A 16,957-nucleotide genomic window follows, 5' to 3' on the forward strand; every position below is an offset into this window, starting at 1 on the left:
TCAGAGCATAGGCGGCATGGTCACGGGTTGTTGCGGCGGGCACGGGCGGCGGCGATCGTGTACGCGGGGTCACGGTCGAGGTTGAACCGGTCACGGTCGTAGCGGCGGGTGGTGCGCGGGTCGGCGTGTCCCATGGCGTCCTGGACGTCTTCGAGGGCGACGCCTTCGGCGCGGGCGGTGGTGGCGAACGCGTGGCGCAGCGAGTGCGGCGACAGCCGGCCGGCTTCGGCGATGCCGGCGTCGGCGGCGAGGCGGCGTACGAGCCGGAACACGGCGTGCCGGTCGACGCGGGCGCCGGTGGCGGTGGCGAACAGCGGCCCGGGGTGCAGGCCGCGGTCGCGCAGGTAGTCGTCGAGGGCGGCGGACACGGCGGGGGTCAGCGCCCGGCGGCGGGCCTTGCCGCCTTTGCCGGTGAACCGGACGGTGCGGTGGCCGCGGTCGTGGCCGACGTCGCCGAGGTCGAGGCCGACGAGTTCGCCGACGCGCAGGCCGAGGTCGGCCAGCATGGTGATCATGGCGTGGGTGCGGGTGCCGGCGCGGGCGGCGGCGGTCAGCAGCGCGTCGACCTCGCCCGGGGTCAGGCCCAGGGTGGCGGAGTGGTCGCGGTCCAGGTGCGGCCGGTCGGCGCCACTGACCGGGTTGGTGGGCACGGCCTGCAGTTTGACCAGGAAGTCGTACCAGCTGGACACGCCGGACAGTTTCCGGGCGACCGAGGCGGGCGCGAGGGTCGTCTCGAGCCGGCGGGCGTAGGCGTTGACGTCGAGGAAGGTGGCGTGCAGCGGGTCGAGGTCACGCTCGGCGCACCAGGTGAGCCAGGTCGCGACGTCGCGGCGGTAGGCGGCGCGGGTGTGTTCCGACAGCCGCCGGTTGGCCAGCCACGCCTCGGTGAACTCGGTCGCCGAGGCGGGCGTGACCGGTGGCAGGGCCCGGTGTGGCTGCAGTGACATGCCTGCCAGTTTCTCAGTTGTCGATCACCTGACGGTCGGCGACATGCCAGTGCCGGTTGTGGCCGACGGCGTCGGCGAAGTACCGGTCGTGGCTGACGAACAGCAGCGTGCCCCGGTAGCGGCGCAGGGCTTCTTCGAGGACGTCGAGGGCGGCGAAGTCGAGGAAGTTGGTGGGTTCGTCGAGCAGCAGGATCCGGGACTCGCTGTTGACCAGCACGGCCAGCAGCAGCCGGCGCAGCTCGCCGGCGGACAGGTCGGCGACCGGCTGGTCCCACTGGTCGGCGTCGAACTGGTGGCCGGTGAGCAGGGTTTCGGCGTCGTCGACGTAGACCGGCACGCGGGCGCGGAAGAAGTCCATCACCGTGGTGGCGTCGCGCAGCCCGTCGTCGGTCTGCGGCAGCACCGCGACGCCGGGGTGCCGCTCGGCGATGGCGGTGAGCAGGGTGGTCTTGCCGGCCCCGTTGCGGCCGGTGATCAGGATCCGGTCGCCGCGGGCCACGTCCAGGTCGATGTGCGACAGCAGGTCGCGTACCGTCAGGTCGCGGATCGTCAGGACCGTCTCGGCCGCATCGCCGGTGTCGGCGGGAAACGCCAGGGTCAGCGGGGGCCGGGTCCGGGGCCGGGCGATCCAGCGCACCGACGCCATCTGCCGGCGCAACCGCCGTTCCCGCACTTTGGCCTTGCGGGCCACGAGCCGGGCGACCCGCCGGATGTGGGGGGCGGCGGCACTGGCCGGGGTGGTCAGTTCGACGGTGCGGGCGTAGCCCTTGGTTTTCTCGATGTCGGCTTCCCACCGGCGCCGGTCCTTCTCCTGCGCCTCGTAGTCGAGCAGCAGTTTCTCCCAGCGCCGCTGTTTCTCCTGCCGGTAGGCGCGGTAGCCGCCGCCGGGATAGTCGTGGGGCCGTTCGTCGATGCCGTCGAGCTCGATGATGCGGGTGACGACCTCGTCGAGGAACGCCCGGTCGTGGCTGACCGCCAGCACCCCGCCGCGGAAGTCGCGCAGCCACTGCCGCAGCCAGGCTGCGCCGTCGGCGTCGAGGTGGTTGGTGGGTTCGTCGAGCAGCAGCAGGTCCGGGTCGTCGAGCAGGGCCCGGGCGAGCATGAGCCGCGCCTGTTCGCCGCCGCTGACGGCCCGTAGCGGCAGGTCGTCGTCGAGGTGGTCGATGTCGAGACGCTGGCGGATCTCGGTGAGCCGGCTCTCGGCGGTCCACCCCCGCAGGGCGGTCCACCGTTCCTGGGCCACCGCGTAGGCGTCCAGCACATCCTCCCCGCCGGCCAGGCGTTTCTCCAGCTCACGCATGGTGGCGGTGACGTCCGCGAGCTCGCCGAGGCCGGCGGTGAGAAACGCGCCGACAGCGCCGTCGGGGTCGGGCATGCGTTGCGCGACGTACGCCACCCGGGTGCCCGGGGCGACGCTGAGGTGTCCGGCGGCAGGCGGGTGCAGGCCGGCCAGCGCCCGCAGCAGGGTGGTCTTGCCGGCGCCGTTGGGGCCGACGACCCCGATCCGGTCGCCGGGCCGCAGCACCAGGTCGACACCGGAGAACAGCAGGTCACCGTCGTAGGCGCAGGCGAGATCGACTGTTTTGACATGCACGAGCGACTCCCGGGAAGGGTGAGTGGAGAGCGACGACCACGGGCGGGGGTCTTCTCACTTCACCGGTGGGGCTCCTCGACGGTCGGCGGCAGGTGCGGGTCACCACTGTGCCCGGCTCCGGCGTGCCACGCAACGCATATCAGGCCGGTGCGGTCGCGTCGACGGTGGCGAGGGCCTGCAGCACCCGGGCGCGGGCAGCCGGCCCCAGGGGCCGCAGCCGGTCGGAGGCGGCGCGGGCGGCGGCCGGCGACCCGGCACGGGTGAGTCGTCGGTGAACGTGAACCCGGTGGTGCGCGGGTTGTCGTACACCACCAGCGGCACCGACAGTGCGGCGGTGACCTGCTCGTACAGGTGGTACACCTCGTCGTCGGTCAGTGGCTGGTAGGACACCGGGGCGAGCAGCACGGCGGCGGCGCCGGCCCGCTGGGCGTCGTCGGCGTGCTGCAGCACGTGCCGGGTCCGTAGCGCGCCGATGCCGGCGATGACGGGGGTGCCGGCCGCGTGGCGCACGGCCAGCTGCACGGCGCGGGCACGTTCGTCGCGGGTGAGGTACGCGTAGGAGCCGGTGGAGCCGAGCGCGCCGATGCTGTCGACGCCGGCGTCGGCCAGCCGGGTGACGAGGGTCGCGTAGGCGTGCTCGTCGAGCCGGTCGTCGTCGAGCGGGGTGAGCGGGAAGGCGCTCAGGCCGGTGAACACGCAGGGTCCTCCAGGTGACGGTGTCGGTCAGCGGTCGAGGCGCACGACCAGGGGCCGGTGGTCGGAGACGGCGACGCTGGGGGTGCGCACCTGCACCACGCGGCCGAGGGCGGCGGCGCCGCGCGGGTCGGCGAGCACGTGGTCGAGCTGGGTTCTCGGGGCGGGGCTGGGAAACGTCGCGGCGCGGGCCAGCGGCTGCCAGCCGGTGAACGCGCGGACCGGCCCGGCCGGCATGTTCAGGTCGCCGAGCAGCACCCGGGGGCCGGGCAGGCCCCGCAGCGCGCGGACGGCGGCGCGTAGCTGCCGCACGTTCCAGCCGGGCACGAACGACAGGTGGGTGGTGGCGACGGTCAGCGGCCCGGCGGGGGTGTCCAGGACGGCGGCCAGCAGCACCCGCGGTTCGTCGCGCAGCAGCAGCAGGCCACCGCCGGGGACGTAGACCGGTGACCGGACCGGCGCGGCGGGCAGCCGGGTGATCTGCCATCGTTGCACCGGGAATCGGCTGACCAGGGCGATGCCGTACTGGGGGTGGCCGATGTCGGCGCCGGAGTGCCAGGGTTGCCAGGTCTGGCCGGGGGTGCCGACGACGGCGGCGGCGAACCGGTGGGTGGTCGCGCCGAGGGCGTCGGCGGCCAGCGCGGTCAGGTCGAGCAGCCCGGACCGTGGCTGGGCCCGGTCGACCTCCTGCAGGCCCAGCACGTCGGCGTCGAGGTCGGTGACGGCGGCGTGGATCCGGTCGGCGTGTACGGTGCCGTCCGACAGGGATCTGCCGTGCAGCAGGTTGAAGGTGGCCAGTCGCACGTGCCGACCCTAGCCAACGGGAGGGAGCCGATGTTCTTCAAGGCCTTGTGGTGTCTGGCGTTGCTGTTCGTCGCCGGGGCGCTGTTCGGGATCTGGCTGCAGAAACAGCGCCGGCGGTGATCGCGGCACTGCTGGTGGCGGCGTGCGCGGCCGGCTGGGTCGATGCGGTCGTCGGTGGCGGCGGGCTGTTGCTGCTGCCGGCGTTGCTGGTGGTGGCGCCGCAGCTGGGCACGGCCACGGCGCTGGGCACCAACAAGCTCGCCGCGATCTGCGGCACGTCGACGGCGGCGGTCGCGTACGCGCGCCGCACGAAGATCGACTGGCCGGTGGCGGGGCCGGCGGCGGGTCTGGCGCTGCTGTGTGCCGGGTCGGGGGCGGCGCTGGCCGGGGCGGTGCCGGCGGCCGCGTACCGTCCGGTGATCATCGCCGTGCTGGTGGCGGTGGCGGTGTTCGTGACGGTGCGCCCGCAGATGGGGCTGACCGAGAACGCCGCCAGACGCACCCGGGTGCGCCGCGGTGTGGCGGTGGCCGTCGCCGGGGGCCTGATCGCCCTCTACGACGGGCTGATCGGGCCGGGCACCGGCACATTTTTGGTGCTGGCGTTCACCGCGATCGTCGGCGCCGACTTCGTGCACGGCTCGGCGATGGCGAAGATCGTGAACACGGCGACGAACCTGGGCGCGCTGGTGGTGTTCGCCGCGACCGGGCATGTGGCGTGGCTGCTCGGCGCGGCGATGGCGGTCTGCAACATCGCCGGCGCGGTGCTCGGCGCGCGGATGGCGCTGCGCCGCGGCGCCGGTTTCGTGCGGATCGTGCTGCTGGTGGTGGTGCTGGCGTTGATCGCCCGGCTCGGCTACCTGCACTGGACCGAGAGCTGACCGGGAGCAGAATGGGGCACATGAGTTCCGAGGATCTTGCGAAGCTGATCGCCGCCGTCGAGGACCAGGAGCGCCGGCTGGTGTTCCCGGCGTTCACCGAGGCCGACGCGTGGAGGCTGGGCAGCCTGCTGGTGCGCCTGGCCACCGACCGCGGCCTGCCGGTGGCCGTCGACATCCGCCGCGGTGAGCAGCAGCTGTTCCACGCCGCCCTGGCCGGGTCGGTCGCCGACAACGACACCTGGATCGAGCGCAAGGTCCGCGTCGTCTACCGCTACGGCGCCTCCTCCTACCTGGTGGGCCGGCGGCTGGCCGCCAAGGGCCGCGACCTCGACGCCTCCCAGGGCGTCGACCCGGCCCGCTACGCCGCCCACGGCGGCGCGTTCCCGGTCCGGGTGCCCGGCGCCGGCGTGATCGGCGTGGTCACCGTGTCGGGGCTGCCGCAGGCCGACGACCACGCCCTGGTCGTCGAGGCGATCGAGACGTTCCTCGCCGGCTGAGTCTGCTGACGGCAGACACCGCTGGGCGTGTCGCCGCGCGAACGGGCACGCTGGCCGCATGCGGATCCTGGTGCTGGGCGGCAGTGGTTTCGTCGGCCGGTCGATCGCCGAACTGGCGGTCGAGCGCGGCGACGACGTGACGGTGTTCAACCGCGGCCACGCGACCGCCCCGGCCGGGACCCGCACGGTCATCGGCGACCGGCAGACCCCCACCGGCCTCGACGCGCTCGGCGACAGCACCTGGGACGCCGTCGTCGACACCTGGTCGGCCGACGCGGCCGTCGTCGGCGCCGCCGCCCGCGCCCTGCACGGCCGCGCCGGGCACTACACCTACATCTCCAGCCGTTCGGTGTACGTGCTCGGCGAGGACCGGCTGGTCCCCGACGACGAACCCGGCTACGCCGGCGACAAACGGCGCGGCGAACAGGCCGCCCACGCGTTCGGCGGGCCGCTGCTGCTGGCCCGCGCCGGGCTGATCCTCGGACCGTACGAGAACATCGGCCGGCTGCCGTGGTGGCTCAACCGGCTGCGCCGCGGCGGCCCGACCCTGGCGCCCGGCCCGTACGATCTGCCGCTGCAGTACCTCGACACCCGCGACCTGGCCGCGTTCGTCCTCGACGCCGCCGCCACCGGCCGCACCGGCCCCTACGACCTGGTCAGCCCGTCCGGGCACACCACCATGGGCGAGTTCCTCGACACCGCCAACACCGTCACCGGCGGCCGGGCCGACCTGCGCTGGACCGACCCGCAGACCATCCTCGACGCCGGCATCCAGCCGTGGACCCAGCTGCCCGTGTGGCTGCCACCGGGCCCGCTGCACGCCGCCCTGCACCAGGGCGACGTCAGCCACGCCCTCGCCGCCGGCCTGCGCTGCCGGCCGGTCACCGACACCATCACCGACACGTGGGCGTGGCTGACGTCGCTGCCCGGCGGCGCACCGCAACGCGCCGACCGGCCCGTCGTCGGCCTCGACCCGCAGACCGAGGCCGGCCTGCTATAGCTGGGTGGCGGCGTGCCGGCCCGCGGCCCGCCCGGAGAACAGGCACCCACCCAAAAACGTGCCCTCCAGCGCGTTGTAGCCGTGCACACCCCCACCACCGAACCCGGCGACCTCCCCCGCCGCGTACAACCCCGGGATCGGTGTCCCGTCCACCCCCAGCGCCCGCGAATCCAGGTCGGTCTGGATCCCGCCGAGCGTCTTACGCGTCAGCACGTGCAGCCGCACCGCGATCAACGGACCCGCCGCCGGATCCAGCAGCCGATGCGGCGCCGACGTACGCCCGATCCGGTCCCCGAGGTAACGCCGCGAATTGTGGATGCCCTGGATCTGCGCGTCCTTGGTCACCGTGTTCGCGACCTGCGCGTCGCGCGCCACCACCTGCGAACGCACCGTCGCCACCTCCAGCAGCGGCTCACCGGTCAACCGGTTCATCCCGGCCACCAGATCGTCCAGGCCGTCGGCGACCACGAAGTCCGCGCCGTGCCGCTTGAACGCCTCCACCGGCCCGGGCGCACCCTTGCCGAACAGCCGCTGCCGCAGGAACCCGCGCCGGTCCGACGCGGTGATGTCCGGGTTCTGCTCCGACCCGGACAACGCGAACTCCTTCTCGATGATCCGCTGCGTCAGCACGAACCACGAATGGTCGTACCCGGCGATCTCCGGAGTCGTCCGCAGATACTCCAGCGTGCCGAGCGTGTCGTACGACGGGAAGAACGGCGCCGGCAACCGGCGCCCGAGCGCGTCCAGCCACAACGGCGACGGCGCCGACAGGATCCGGATCCCGTGCCCCGGCCAGATCGGATCCCAGTTCTGCACACCCTCGGTGTAATGCCACATCCGGTCCCGGTTGACCAGCCGCACCCCGGCATCCTCGGCGATCTGCAGCATCCGCCCGTCCACATACGCCGGCACCCCGGTCACCATCGTCGCCGGCGCCGTGCCCAGCCGCGCCGGCCAGTACCGGCGCACCAGATCATGATTCGCGCCGATCCCGCCCGTCGTCACGATCACCGCCTGCGCCCGCACCTCGAAGTCGCCGGCCTCGTCCCGGTTCGACGGCACACCCCGCGCCGCATCATCAGGGGCCAGCAGCTTCCCGCGTACGCCGACCGCCGTCCCGTTCTCCACGATCAGCTCGTCGACCCGATGCCGGTGCCGAAACGACAGCAGCCCGCTCTGCGACGCCGCCACCGCCGACGCCACGAACGGCGCCACCACCCCCGTGCCGGTGCCCCACGTGATGTGGAACCGCGGCACCGAGTTGCCGTGCCCGTCCGAACGCAGATCACCCCGCTCCGCCCAGCCCGCGAACGGCAGCCAGCTCAACCCCAGCGACGCCAGCCACGCCCGCTTCTCACCCGCCGCGAACTCCACATACGCCCGCGCCCACCGCACCGCCCACGCGTCCTCGTCACCCAGACGGTCGAACCCGGCGCTGTTGCTCCAGTCCGCCCACGCCAGCTCGACACTGTCGGCGATCCGCGCCCGTTTCTGCTCCGGGCTGCCGACGAAGAACAGGCCCCCGAACGACCAGAACGCCTGGCCCCCCAGATTCGCCGCGTTCTCCTGATCCAGCAGGGCCACCGACCGGCCCGCCCGGGTCAGCTCATGCGCGGCGGCCAGCCCGGCCAAACCCGCCCCGACCACGATGACGTCGACGTCCACGGCCACTCCCCTCGAATGAATACGAGAATTTATCGGATTCGCGGCGTGGGCGAAACACACCCCACAACCCACGATGTGACACCCACCGCCCACACCACCTCCCCCCACCGCACCCACCACCACAACCGCGACAATGAACCCGTGCCGCACCCCACCGCCGACCCCGCCGGCACCCGCACCCAACTCGCCGCCATCCGCCCCGACCTGCTCGACGCCTACGACACCGCCCTGCCCACCGCCCGCACCGCCATCCTGGCCCGCCTGCTCATCGCCACCGAAACCGAACCCCTACCCGGCCTCACCAGCCGTCACCACCACCACGGCCACACCCACGTCCGCTTCGGCGACACCCTCCTCACCTACCCCACCACCGCCGCCACCCCCTTCACCGAACCCGCCACCGGCCTGCACGTCACCGTCCACGGCCGACCCACCGACGACCCCGCCCACCTCGCCGCCACCCTCTGGCCCGGCACCCGCCTCACCACCGAACTCGCCGAAAGCGTCGCCAACCTCGCCCTCGCCCGCGCCGCCAACCCCACCCCCACCTGGCCCACCCACCCCCGCCCCGGCCAGATCGAACAAACCCTCGTCGACGGCCACCCCCTGCACCCCTGCTGCCGCACCCGCACCGGCATGACCGTCGCCGACCAACTCGCCTACGCCCCCGAACACCACCCCGTCATCACCCTGCGCCGCCTCCGCGTACCCCCCGACCGCTGGCACGGCACCGGCGAACCCGTCCTGCTCGCCCACCCCTGGCAAGCCACCCGCCTGCACCAGCAATACCCCTGGCTCACCGACGACGGCCCCACCGGACCCGCACGCCCCCTCATGTCCCTGCGCACCGTCGCCCCCCTCGACGGCGGTCCCCACATCAAAACCGCCGTCGACATCCAGATGACCTCCGCCGTCCGCACCGTCTCCCCCGCCGCCGTCCACAACGGCCCCCTGCTGTCCACCCTCCTGCACCACCTCACCCGCGACCTGCCGATCGATGTGCTCGCCGAAACCACCGCCGGCGCCGTCATCACCGACCACGGACCCGACCGGCGCCTCGCCCACCTCATCCGCCAGCCACCCCCACCCGACGCCGTCCCCCTCGGCATCCTCGCCAACCAGCCACACCGCTTCGGCGACCCACACCAACTCGTCAAAGACCTCGGCCAGACCTTCCTCGCCCCCCTGGCCCAACTCCTCGACCGCGGCATCGCCCTCGAAGCCCACGGCCAGAACAGCCTCGCCATCCTCCGCGACGGCCGCATCACCCGCATCCTCTACCGCGACCTCGGCGGCATCCGCGTCCACCCCGCACGCCTCAAAGCCGCCGGCCACGACATCCCACCCCTGCACGGCGACCTACCCACCGACGACGACACCGAACTACGCACCAAACTCGCCGCCGCCGCCCTCGCCACCGTCACCCGCCAACTCATCGCCAACGCCGGCACCGACCCCGACCCCCTGTGGCACACCACCGCCACCGCCCTGCGCCACCACCCCCACCTACTCACCGAACCCCTGCCGGTCAAAGCCACCACCGCGATGCGCCTCGCCGACAACCCCCTGCACGACCTCTGGACCCACCTGCCCAACCCCATGGCGGCACACGCATGAGCCACCCGCGGAAGGACCCCCGATGATCCGCCTCGCCACCACCGGCCGGCTCGCCACCGCCGCCGCCCACACCGAAGCCGCCCTCGCCGTCCACGCCCCCCACCTCGCCGACCGCTTCCTCCACCACCTCCCCACCGCCGCCGACACCGTCGGCCGCCGCCTCCGCGCCGCCCTCGTCCGCGAAAACCTCACCCCCGAAACCCCCGGCGGCCGCCGCCACGCCTTCCACCGCGTCGAATACCCCGACGCCGGCGTCGCCGACCCCGTCGACCTGCTCACCGGCATCGACAACACCGGCACCTTCGCCACCGAGATCCGCAACGCCGTCCTCAACCTCGCCATCGCCCTCACCCGCGCCGGCGACAACCTCCCCACCGCCACCGACCCCGACACCACCGCCGTACGCCTCGAACGCCTCGCCGTCGCCGGCCACAACCTGCACCCCTGCGGCCGCACCCGCCTCGGCTGGGACACCGGCGACGTCCTCGCCCACGACCTCGAAGCCGGCCACACCCGCATCCACTTCCTCGCCGTCCGCGACGCCACCCACCTCGGCGACGACCTCGGCCCCTGGCCCGGCATCCACCCCGCCCCCGCCGGCTACCGCCTGCAACCCGTCCACGCCTGGCAACTCGACACCGTCCGCACCCGCTACGCCGACCACTTCACCGACGGCACCCTGCGCCACCACGACGGCCACCTCGACGCCATCCCCACCGCCGCCCTACGCACCCTGCTGCTCCCCGACGGCCGCTACCTCAAACTCAGCCTCGACATCCAGGTCACCTCCACCCGCCGCAGCATCAGCGTCGCCTCCACCCGCAACGGCCCCGCCCTCTCCACCCTGCTCACCGACCTCCTCGACGACGACCGGCTACTACTCATGACCGAACCCACCGGCGCCGCCGTCCCCATCGGCACCGGCCGCGACCTGTCCGCCATCACCCGCACCGGCCTCACCACCCGCCTGCACCCCCACGAAACCGCCATCCCCGGCGGCGCCCTGCCCCTGCTCATCGGCGACCTCGTCGACCAGGCCGGCGGCAACCCCGCCACCTGGCTCACCGACTACACCCGCCTGCTCCTGCCACCACTGCTCCGACTCCTCGGCCACGGCATCGCCCTCGAAGCCCACCTGCAGAACTGCCTGCCCACCTTCATCGACGGCCACCCCCACCGCCTCGCCCTGCGCGACCTCGCCGGCCTCCGCCTGCACCCCGGCCGCCTCGCCACCGCCGGACACACCATCGACCTGTGGCCCGGCTCCGTCATCACCACCACCGACACCGAAACCCTGCGCGCCAAACTCGGCTACACCGCACTCCAAGCCCACCTCGGCGAACTCGTCATCCGCCTCGCCGACACCCACCACCTCGACGAACACCACGCCTGGCGCCTCATCCGCACCGTCATCGACGACACCCGCGACCACGGCCTCACCACCGACGACCACACCTGGCTCACCGCCAAGACCGTCCCCCACAAAGCCCTCGTCCGCATGCGCCTCGCCGGCACCGGCGACCTGCACCTCCCGGTCAGCAACCCCCTCGCATGACCGACCACCTCACCACCGCCCTGCGCCGCCTGCCCACACCCCGCTGCGCCTACCTCTACGACACCACCACCCTGCGCACCCGCACCGCCCAACTCCGCGCGGCAACACCCCCCAGAACCACCCTCCTGTACGCCGTGAAAGCCAACGGACACCCCGACGTCATCCACACCCTCGCCACCGAATGCGACGGCCTGGAGGTCGCCTCCGGCGGAGAACTCACCCTGGCAATACAGGCCGGCGCCCGACGCATCGTCTTCGGCGGCCCCGCCAAAACCGACACCGAACTCGCCGCCGCCACCACCGCCGGCGCCCTGCTCAACGTCGAAAGCCCCCACGAACTACGCCGCCTCGCCGCCCTCGGCATCACCGCCGACATCTGCCTGCGCATCAACCGCACCGGCACCCCCCTCACCGGCAGCCACACCATGACCGGCACCCCCACCCCCTTCGGCATCGACGAGAACCAACTCCCCCACGTCCTCGCCGACATCCCCGAAGGCCTGCGCGTCATCGGCTTCCACCTGCACGCCGTCTCCAACAACCTCGACGGCGCCGCCCACGCCCGCTTCCTCACCGACGCCATCGACTGGTCCACCCGCACCGCCCACACCCACGACATCCCCCTGCGCATCGTCAACGCCGGCGGCGGCCTCGGCATCGACTACCTCACCGGCAACCCCATCGACCTCACCCCACTGTCCACCGTCACCGTCCCCGACCACCTCGAACTCATCCTCGAACCAGGCCGCTACCTCACCGCCGACGCCGGCTGGTACGCCACCGAAGTCCTCGACCTCAAAACCACCCACGGCCGCACCTTCGCCATCCTCCGCGGCGGCACCCACCACTTCCGCCTACCCGCCGCCTGGGGCTACTCCCACCCCTTCACCGTCATCCCCATCGACGACTGGCCCCACCCCTACCCCCGCCTCACCATCTACGACACCCCCGTCGACGCCGTCGGCGAACTCTGCACCCCCCGCGACGTCCTCACCCGCAACCAACACGTCACCCACCTGCGCACCGGCGACCTCCTGCTCTACCCCCGCGCCGGCGCCTACGGCTGGGACATCTCCCACCACGACTTCCTCCGCCACGAACCCCCCACCTTCATCACCCTCTGAATCAGGAACCCCCCTCCGGAAACCACCCGACCCACCCCGCCCCGCCCCACAGGCCTGCCCGAAACGCCGACCCCGGCCGCAACCGAGCCTTGATACCGTCCCCGACGGTCAACAGCGGTCGACTTCGAGGAGCATCGTGCCCGGTAAACGCGGATCCCGGCCGGCAGCACGGTGACAGCCACCGAACACCGCACCAGCCCAGCCACACCGATCTCCCCCTGGGCCCGAACATGGTCGACACTCACACCCCGAACACGGGCTCTCGCCGTCTCCGCAGCCGCCGCCGCGTTCACCCTGCTGGCCATCTGGTCGATCACCTCAGCCCTGACCCGCCCGGCCTACGACCGGCTGGCCGACCTGCACGTCTACCTCGGCGCGGTACGCGCGATACGCGACGGCACACCGCTCTACTCCTACGCCGCGGAGAACGGCGACCCGTTCACCTACCCCCCGTTCGCGGCACTGCTGTTCTGGCCACTCGGCGCACTACCCGAACCAGCAGTACAGATCGCCTGGACACTGGCCACCGTGGCCGCCGTGACAGCCCTCGCCGCGGCCCTCACCCATCGCAACGGCATCACCGGCCGGCAGCGATTCCTCGTGGTGACGCTCGCAGCCGCCACCGTCCTGCTGGCCTCCGCACCCACACAGAGCAACCTGCGGTTCGGCCAGGTCAGCATCTTCATCGTGCTGCTCACCCTCATCGACGCGCTGGCACTGCTGCCACGCCGGGCCGGCGGCGTACTGATCGGGATGGCCGCCGCGATCAAGCTCACCCCCTTGCTGTTCGTGCCCTACCTGTGGGTGGTAGGCCGCCGCCGCGACGCGGTGCGAGCCACGATCACCTTCATGGCCTGCGCCGTGGCGGCCACAGCGGTGTGGCCGTCCGCCTCGGCGACATTCTGGACCCGAGCGGTGTTCACCACCTCACGCATCGGCGACCTCTCCTCCACCGGCAACCAGTCCCTCAACGGCACCCTGCTGCGGTACGCGATCCCCACGAACGAACGCCTCGCCGCCTGGGCGATCCTGGCAACGCTGGTGTGCCTGGTCGCCTTCCTCTGCGCCCGCGAATACCACCGGCGCGAACAGCCGGCCCTCGCCGCGGTGGTGATCGGATGCGCGACGGTCGCCGTGTCACCGGTCTCCTGGACCCATCACCAGATCTGGACGGTACTGGCCGGAATGCTGCTGGTCGCCGGTCCACGACGAAGCCGGATCGCCGCCGGAGCGATCGTGCTGCTCACCATGTGCGTACAGGTCGGCGCAGTCCTGCCGGCCGGCGGGTTCCTGCGCGACAACGCACGAGCACTGTGCGCGGTGGCGGTCTGCTGCGGCGGGGCGATCAGCCTCTGGACGGCAGCAGCCGGACGGGTGCGGTTGCTGCCGGGTCTCGCCGTCGTGGGACGACCACGTACAGCCCTGCTGTACTGCACAACAGCCGCCGCCGGCATCGCCGGGATGCTGGCCCTCACCCATGACCGCGCGGTCGTCGCACAGGTGTACGCGGCACAGAACGCCCACGATCCGCTCTGGTCCCGGGTGATCAGCGACAATCCGTGCGGCGGCATGGGGCTGCGCGACGGCCGGTGGATCTGCACGGACGTCACCGGCCAGGCGATGGGCGGCCTGCAACTCAACTTCTCCGTCGGCGACGACGGTGCCGGCGGCATCGGGATCGAGGGCCAGGTCGGCCCGGACGTGGCTCGGCTGGCGTACATCCCGGTGCAAGGCGCCAAACCGGTGGACGTGCCCCTGTGGCCGGAACTGCCGGCACCGCGGACCGCACCGGACATGTCGGCACCGGAGAAGATGCTGCCGGTCGTCGACCAGCGCAGCATGACCACACACCGCTTCGCGGTGAGCACGAACAACGCCACCGACGCGGTGTTGCTGGCCTACGACCGCACCGGTCACATCATCGGCGTGAGCGGCGACAAGCTACAGGACAGATGAGCTCGGGCCGGCAGCGGCGAACACGACGCCCTCAACCACCCAGCTGACCGGCTCCGGCCGTACCCCCAAGATCAAAAGAATGGGTGGTCGTCGGCGAAGCCGTCGTTCTGATCTTGTCCAGTGCGGCTTGCCGCACCACTTCTAAAGCATCCTAGGATGAAAGCTGGGCTCTATGCTGCGCCGATGTCCCGCCTCACCGAACTCCTGACCGTCCCCGACGACGACGTGGTCCCACTCCTGTGCGGCCTCACCGACGACGAACGACGATCACTGAGCCGGGACGTCGACACGATCTACGCCACCCCCCGCGACATCAGCCCCACCGACCACCACCGGCTGAAACTGTCCCGCATCGCCACCCGCAAACGCACCGACGCACCGGTCGAGGTCCTGCCCCGCACCGACGACGAGGTACGCATCGCGATCGCCCGCGGCCCCGCCCACGTCCACGCCATCGCCGCAGCAGCGATCCGCGAGATGGCCACCGTCAGCGAACTCGGCTGGTCGTTCGCCGGCGTCCGCGCCCTGGAACGACACGGCGCCGTCACCCTGCCCACCGACGACGACTACGTGCTCGCCACCATCGGCTCCTACCTGGAGAGCGGCACATGGCCGGGCGGACGATTCACCCCGAACACCGCCTCCTCCCCCCGCACCTCCGAACGCCTGCTCGCCGAACCGGACCTGCTCGACCGGATCTTCTGGCGCCTCTTCGACACCGACCGCGACCAGGCCCCCAGCCTGGCCGCCGCCGACCGCGGACTGGTCCGCCCCGGCCTCACCTGGCACGACACGGTCCTCGACCTGATCACCACCGGGTACGCCGACCGCGCCCAGGTCCTCGACGCCACCCTCACCGCCCTCGCCGACGCCACCTCCCCGTACCGCGCCGGCTGGTTCGTCCGCCTGCACCACGACCTGGCACCCACCCGCGACGACACCGCCACCCGGCAACCCGCCTACGACCTGCTGCTCCGCTCCCCGATCGGCCCGGTCGTCACCATCGGACTCGACGCCCTCCGAACCCTCGGCGTCACCGACGCGCCCAGCCTGCCCGACGCGGTGCTCTCCCCCGGCAAGACGAACGCCCTCAAAGCCCTCAAACTGGGTGGCCCGCCACTCGCCGAAACCGCCCTCGAACACCCCCATCCCGAGGTACGCGCCGCCGCCGCCCGCATGCTCGGCCGATCCGCCCCCACCCCCGTCATGCCGGTCACCACCCCCGCACCCACCACGCCCCCACCCCTGACCCCGATCACACCGATCACCGACCACACCGAACTGGCCGAGGCCTTCGCCATCCTCGTCGAGAACCCCGCCGACGCCGACCTCATGGAACGAACCCTGTGCGCCGCCGCCCGCCTCGGCCCCGACCCCACCCGCCTGCGCACCGTCGCCCAACGCCTGAAACGCCGCCTCACCAGCTACCCCCGCGAAACAGACGTCCTACTCGTCCTCGGCACCGTCCTGTACGCGGCCGCCGACCACCCGGCCCCGGCAGCGCCCGGCCACCCACCCGCCCCGAAGACGATCCACCTCACCGCCCGGGCCACCGAGATAGCCGACGCCCTCCGCACCGGCACCCGATTCACCCCCCTCGCCGAACCCACCCACACCGGCGGCTGGATCGACCCGGCCGTGCTGGCCACCCGCACGGCCACCACCCACCGGCCGGCCGACGCCGTGGCCGCCCTGCTCCGCACCGGCCCCGACCCGGCCGCCCACGGCCCCGACCTCGCCACCGCCGTCCCCGGCCCGTTCGGCGCAGCCCTGCGCTACGCCCTCGGCGGCCCGCCACCAGCCACCATCACCGCCACCGACGCCCCGCTGTGGATCGCCGCCGCCCGAGCCCGCACCCCCTACGGCGACGAGCCCACCCTGACAGCCCACGGCCTCGACACCACAGGAGCCGGCCGCGCACCCGCACTGACCCCCCGCCTGCTGACCGACGGCGGCATCGGCTTCACCGCGGCCACACCCTTCCTCCCCACCACCGACGACGACCCGCTCCTGCCCACCGTCACCCTCGGCGCCATCGAAGAACACCAGGACCGGTACCTGGCGACCGCATGGTGGCCCTGGCTCGCCACCACCTGGCCGGCCAACCGCGACGTCCCCGCCGCGCTGGCCCTCCTGCAATGGCCGGCCGGCGACACGGGCCGCATCACCGGCGACGGCGTCCTACGGCCACTGCTCGCCGCCCGGACCGCCCTGCCCCCGACGGCCCGGATCCTCATCGCCGCCGTCCTCGGCTCCGCCCGGCTCACCGACCGCACAGCCGCCGCCGACGCGGTGATCGATCTCGTCCCCCACCGCCTCCCACCCGCCGACCTGGGCGCCGCAATGGCCTGGCTCGCCCCCACCACACCCCTGCAACGCTGGGCATCGTCCCTGCGAACCGTCGCCGAAGCCGGCCGCGGCCCCGACGTGGCCGCCGTCCTGGCCGCCCTCCTGCCCACCCTCGAACGCACCCACACCGGCCTGTTCGCCCTGGTCGAACTCCTGGCAGACCTCACACCCCCGGCACCCGGCGGCACCCTGCGACAGTGGCTCACCGGCTTCACCGGAACCGGCAGAGCAGCCCGGGCCGCACACGCCACCCTCACCTGACGAAACCCCGAATCCGG

At 72.7% G+C, this 16,957-nt stretch carries 13 protein-coding genes; 8 read left to right on the forward strand and 5 right to left on the reverse strand.

What is annotated here, in order from left to right:
* Positions 1 to 20 precede the first annotated feature (20 nt).
* From BM290_RS24065 to BM290_RS24080, 4 genes are all read right to left on the reverse strand, one after another.
* Complete coding sequence (locus tag BM290_RS24065) at positions 21 to 947, reverse strand: tyrosine-type recombinase/integrase (RefSeq protein WP_093617779.1); 927 nt, start codon at positions 945 to 947, stop codon at positions 21 to 23.
* Between the two features lie 13 nt (positions 948 to 960).
* Positions 961 to 2,541, reverse strand: a complete 1,581-nt coding sequence (locus BM290_RS24070; RefSeq protein WP_093617781.1) for an ABC-F family ATP-binding cassette domain-containing protein — start codon at positions 2,539 to 2,541, stop codon at positions 961 to 963.
* Positions 2,542 to 2,640: 99 nt separating this feature from the next.
* Entirely contained in the window at positions 2,641 to 3,237 is a 597-nt protein-coding gene (locus BM290_RS24075; protein WP_093617783.1) for a dihydrodipicolinate synthase family protein, read from the reverse strand.
* Between the two features lie 27 nt (positions 3,238 to 3,264).
* Positions 3,265 to 4,038: an endonuclease/exonuclease/phosphatase family protein gene (locus BM290_RS24080; RefSeq protein ID WP_093617785.1), complete on the reverse strand. Its 774-nt coding sequence runs from the start codon at positions 4,036 to 4,038 to the stop codon at positions 3,265 to 3,267.
* 116 nt (positions 4,039 to 4,154) lie between these two features.
* Between BM290_RS24080 and BM290_RS24085 the strand changes: the two genes are divergently transcribed.
* Genes BM290_RS24085 through BM290_RS24095 form a run of 3 tightly spaced genes read left to right on the forward strand, consistent with a single transcriptional unit; the run spans position 4,155 to position 6,413 of the window.
* Positions 4,155 to 4,916, forward strand: a complete 762-nt coding sequence (locus BM290_RS24085) for a sulfite exporter TauE/SafE family protein (protein WP_093617787.1) — start codon at positions 4,155 to 4,157, stop codon at positions 4,914 to 4,916.
* A gap of 20 nt (positions 4,917 to 4,936) precedes the next feature.
* On the forward strand, positions 4,937 to 5,413 hold the full coding sequence (locus tag BM290_RS24090; RefSeq protein WP_093617789.1) for a heme-degrading domain-containing protein: 477 nt from the start codon (positions 4,937 to 4,939) through the stop codon (positions 5,411 to 5,413).
* A 58-nt stretch (positions 5,414 to 5,471) separates the two neighbouring features.
* Positions 5,472 to 6,413 (forward strand): NAD-dependent epimerase/dehydratase family protein, encoded by a 942-nt coding sequence (locus BM290_RS24095; protein ID WP_093617791.1) that lies wholly within the window; start codon positions 5,472 to 5,474, stop codon positions 6,411 to 6,413.
* On the opposite strand, the gene BM290_RS24100 is transcribed toward BM290_RS24095, so the two are convergent.
* Entirely contained in the window at positions 6,408 to 8,078 is a 1,671-nt protein-coding gene (locus tag BM290_RS24100) for an FAD-binding dehydrogenase (RefSeq protein WP_093618462.1), read from the reverse strand. The genes BM290_RS24095 and BM290_RS24100 overlap by 6 nt on opposite strands.
* A 141-nt stretch (positions 8,079 to 8,219) precedes the next feature.
* Here BM290_RS24100 and BM290_RS24105 point away from each other — a divergent pair, with 141 nt between their 5' ends.
* The 5 genes from BM290_RS24105 to BM290_RS24125 all read left to right on the forward strand — a co-directional run bounded on the left by BM290_RS24105 (position 8,220) and on the right by BM290_RS24125 (position 16,940).
* Positions 8,220 to 9,695: an IucA/IucC family siderophore biosynthesis protein gene (locus BM290_RS24105; RefSeq protein WP_239143661.1), complete on the forward strand. Its 1,476-nt coding sequence runs from the start codon at positions 8,220 to 8,222 to the stop codon at positions 9,693 to 9,695.
* 22 nt (positions 9,696 to 9,717) lie between these two features.
* On the forward strand, positions 9,718 to 11,250 hold the full coding sequence (locus BM290_RS24110) for an IucA/IucC family protein (protein ID WP_093617795.1): 1,533 nt from the start codon (positions 9,718 to 9,720) through the stop codon (positions 11,248 to 11,250).
* Complete coding sequence (locus BM290_RS24115) at positions 11,247 to 12,374, forward strand: type III PLP-dependent enzyme domain-containing protein (protein ID WP_093617797.1); 1,128 nt, start codon at positions 11,247 to 11,249, stop codon at positions 12,372 to 12,374. The genes BM290_RS24110 and BM290_RS24115 overlap by 4 nt, the downstream gene beginning before the upstream one ends.
* A 171-nt stretch (positions 12,375 to 12,545) precedes the next feature.
* Positions 12,546 to 14,330 carry a glycosyltransferase 87 family protein gene (locus BM290_RS24120; RefSeq protein ID WP_203779470.1) on the forward strand — a complete coding sequence of 595 codons (1,785 nt, stop codon included), beginning with the start codon at positions 12,546 to 12,548 and terminating at the stop codon, positions 14,328 to 14,330.
* A gap of 183 nt (positions 14,331 to 14,513) precedes the next feature.
* Positions 14,514 to 16,940, forward strand: a complete 2,427-nt coding sequence (locus BM290_RS24125; RefSeq protein WP_093617799.1) for a DUF6493 family protein — start codon at positions 14,514 to 14,516, stop codon at positions 16,938 to 16,940.
* Positions 16,941 to 16,957 lie beyond the last annotated feature (17 nt).

The sequence above is a fragment of the Actinoplanes philippinensis genome, from assembly GCF_900113015.1.
GTDB classification, from domain to species: domain Bacteria; phylum Actinomycetota; class Actinomycetes; order Mycobacteriales; family Micromonosporaceae; genus Actinoplanes; species Actinoplanes philippinensis.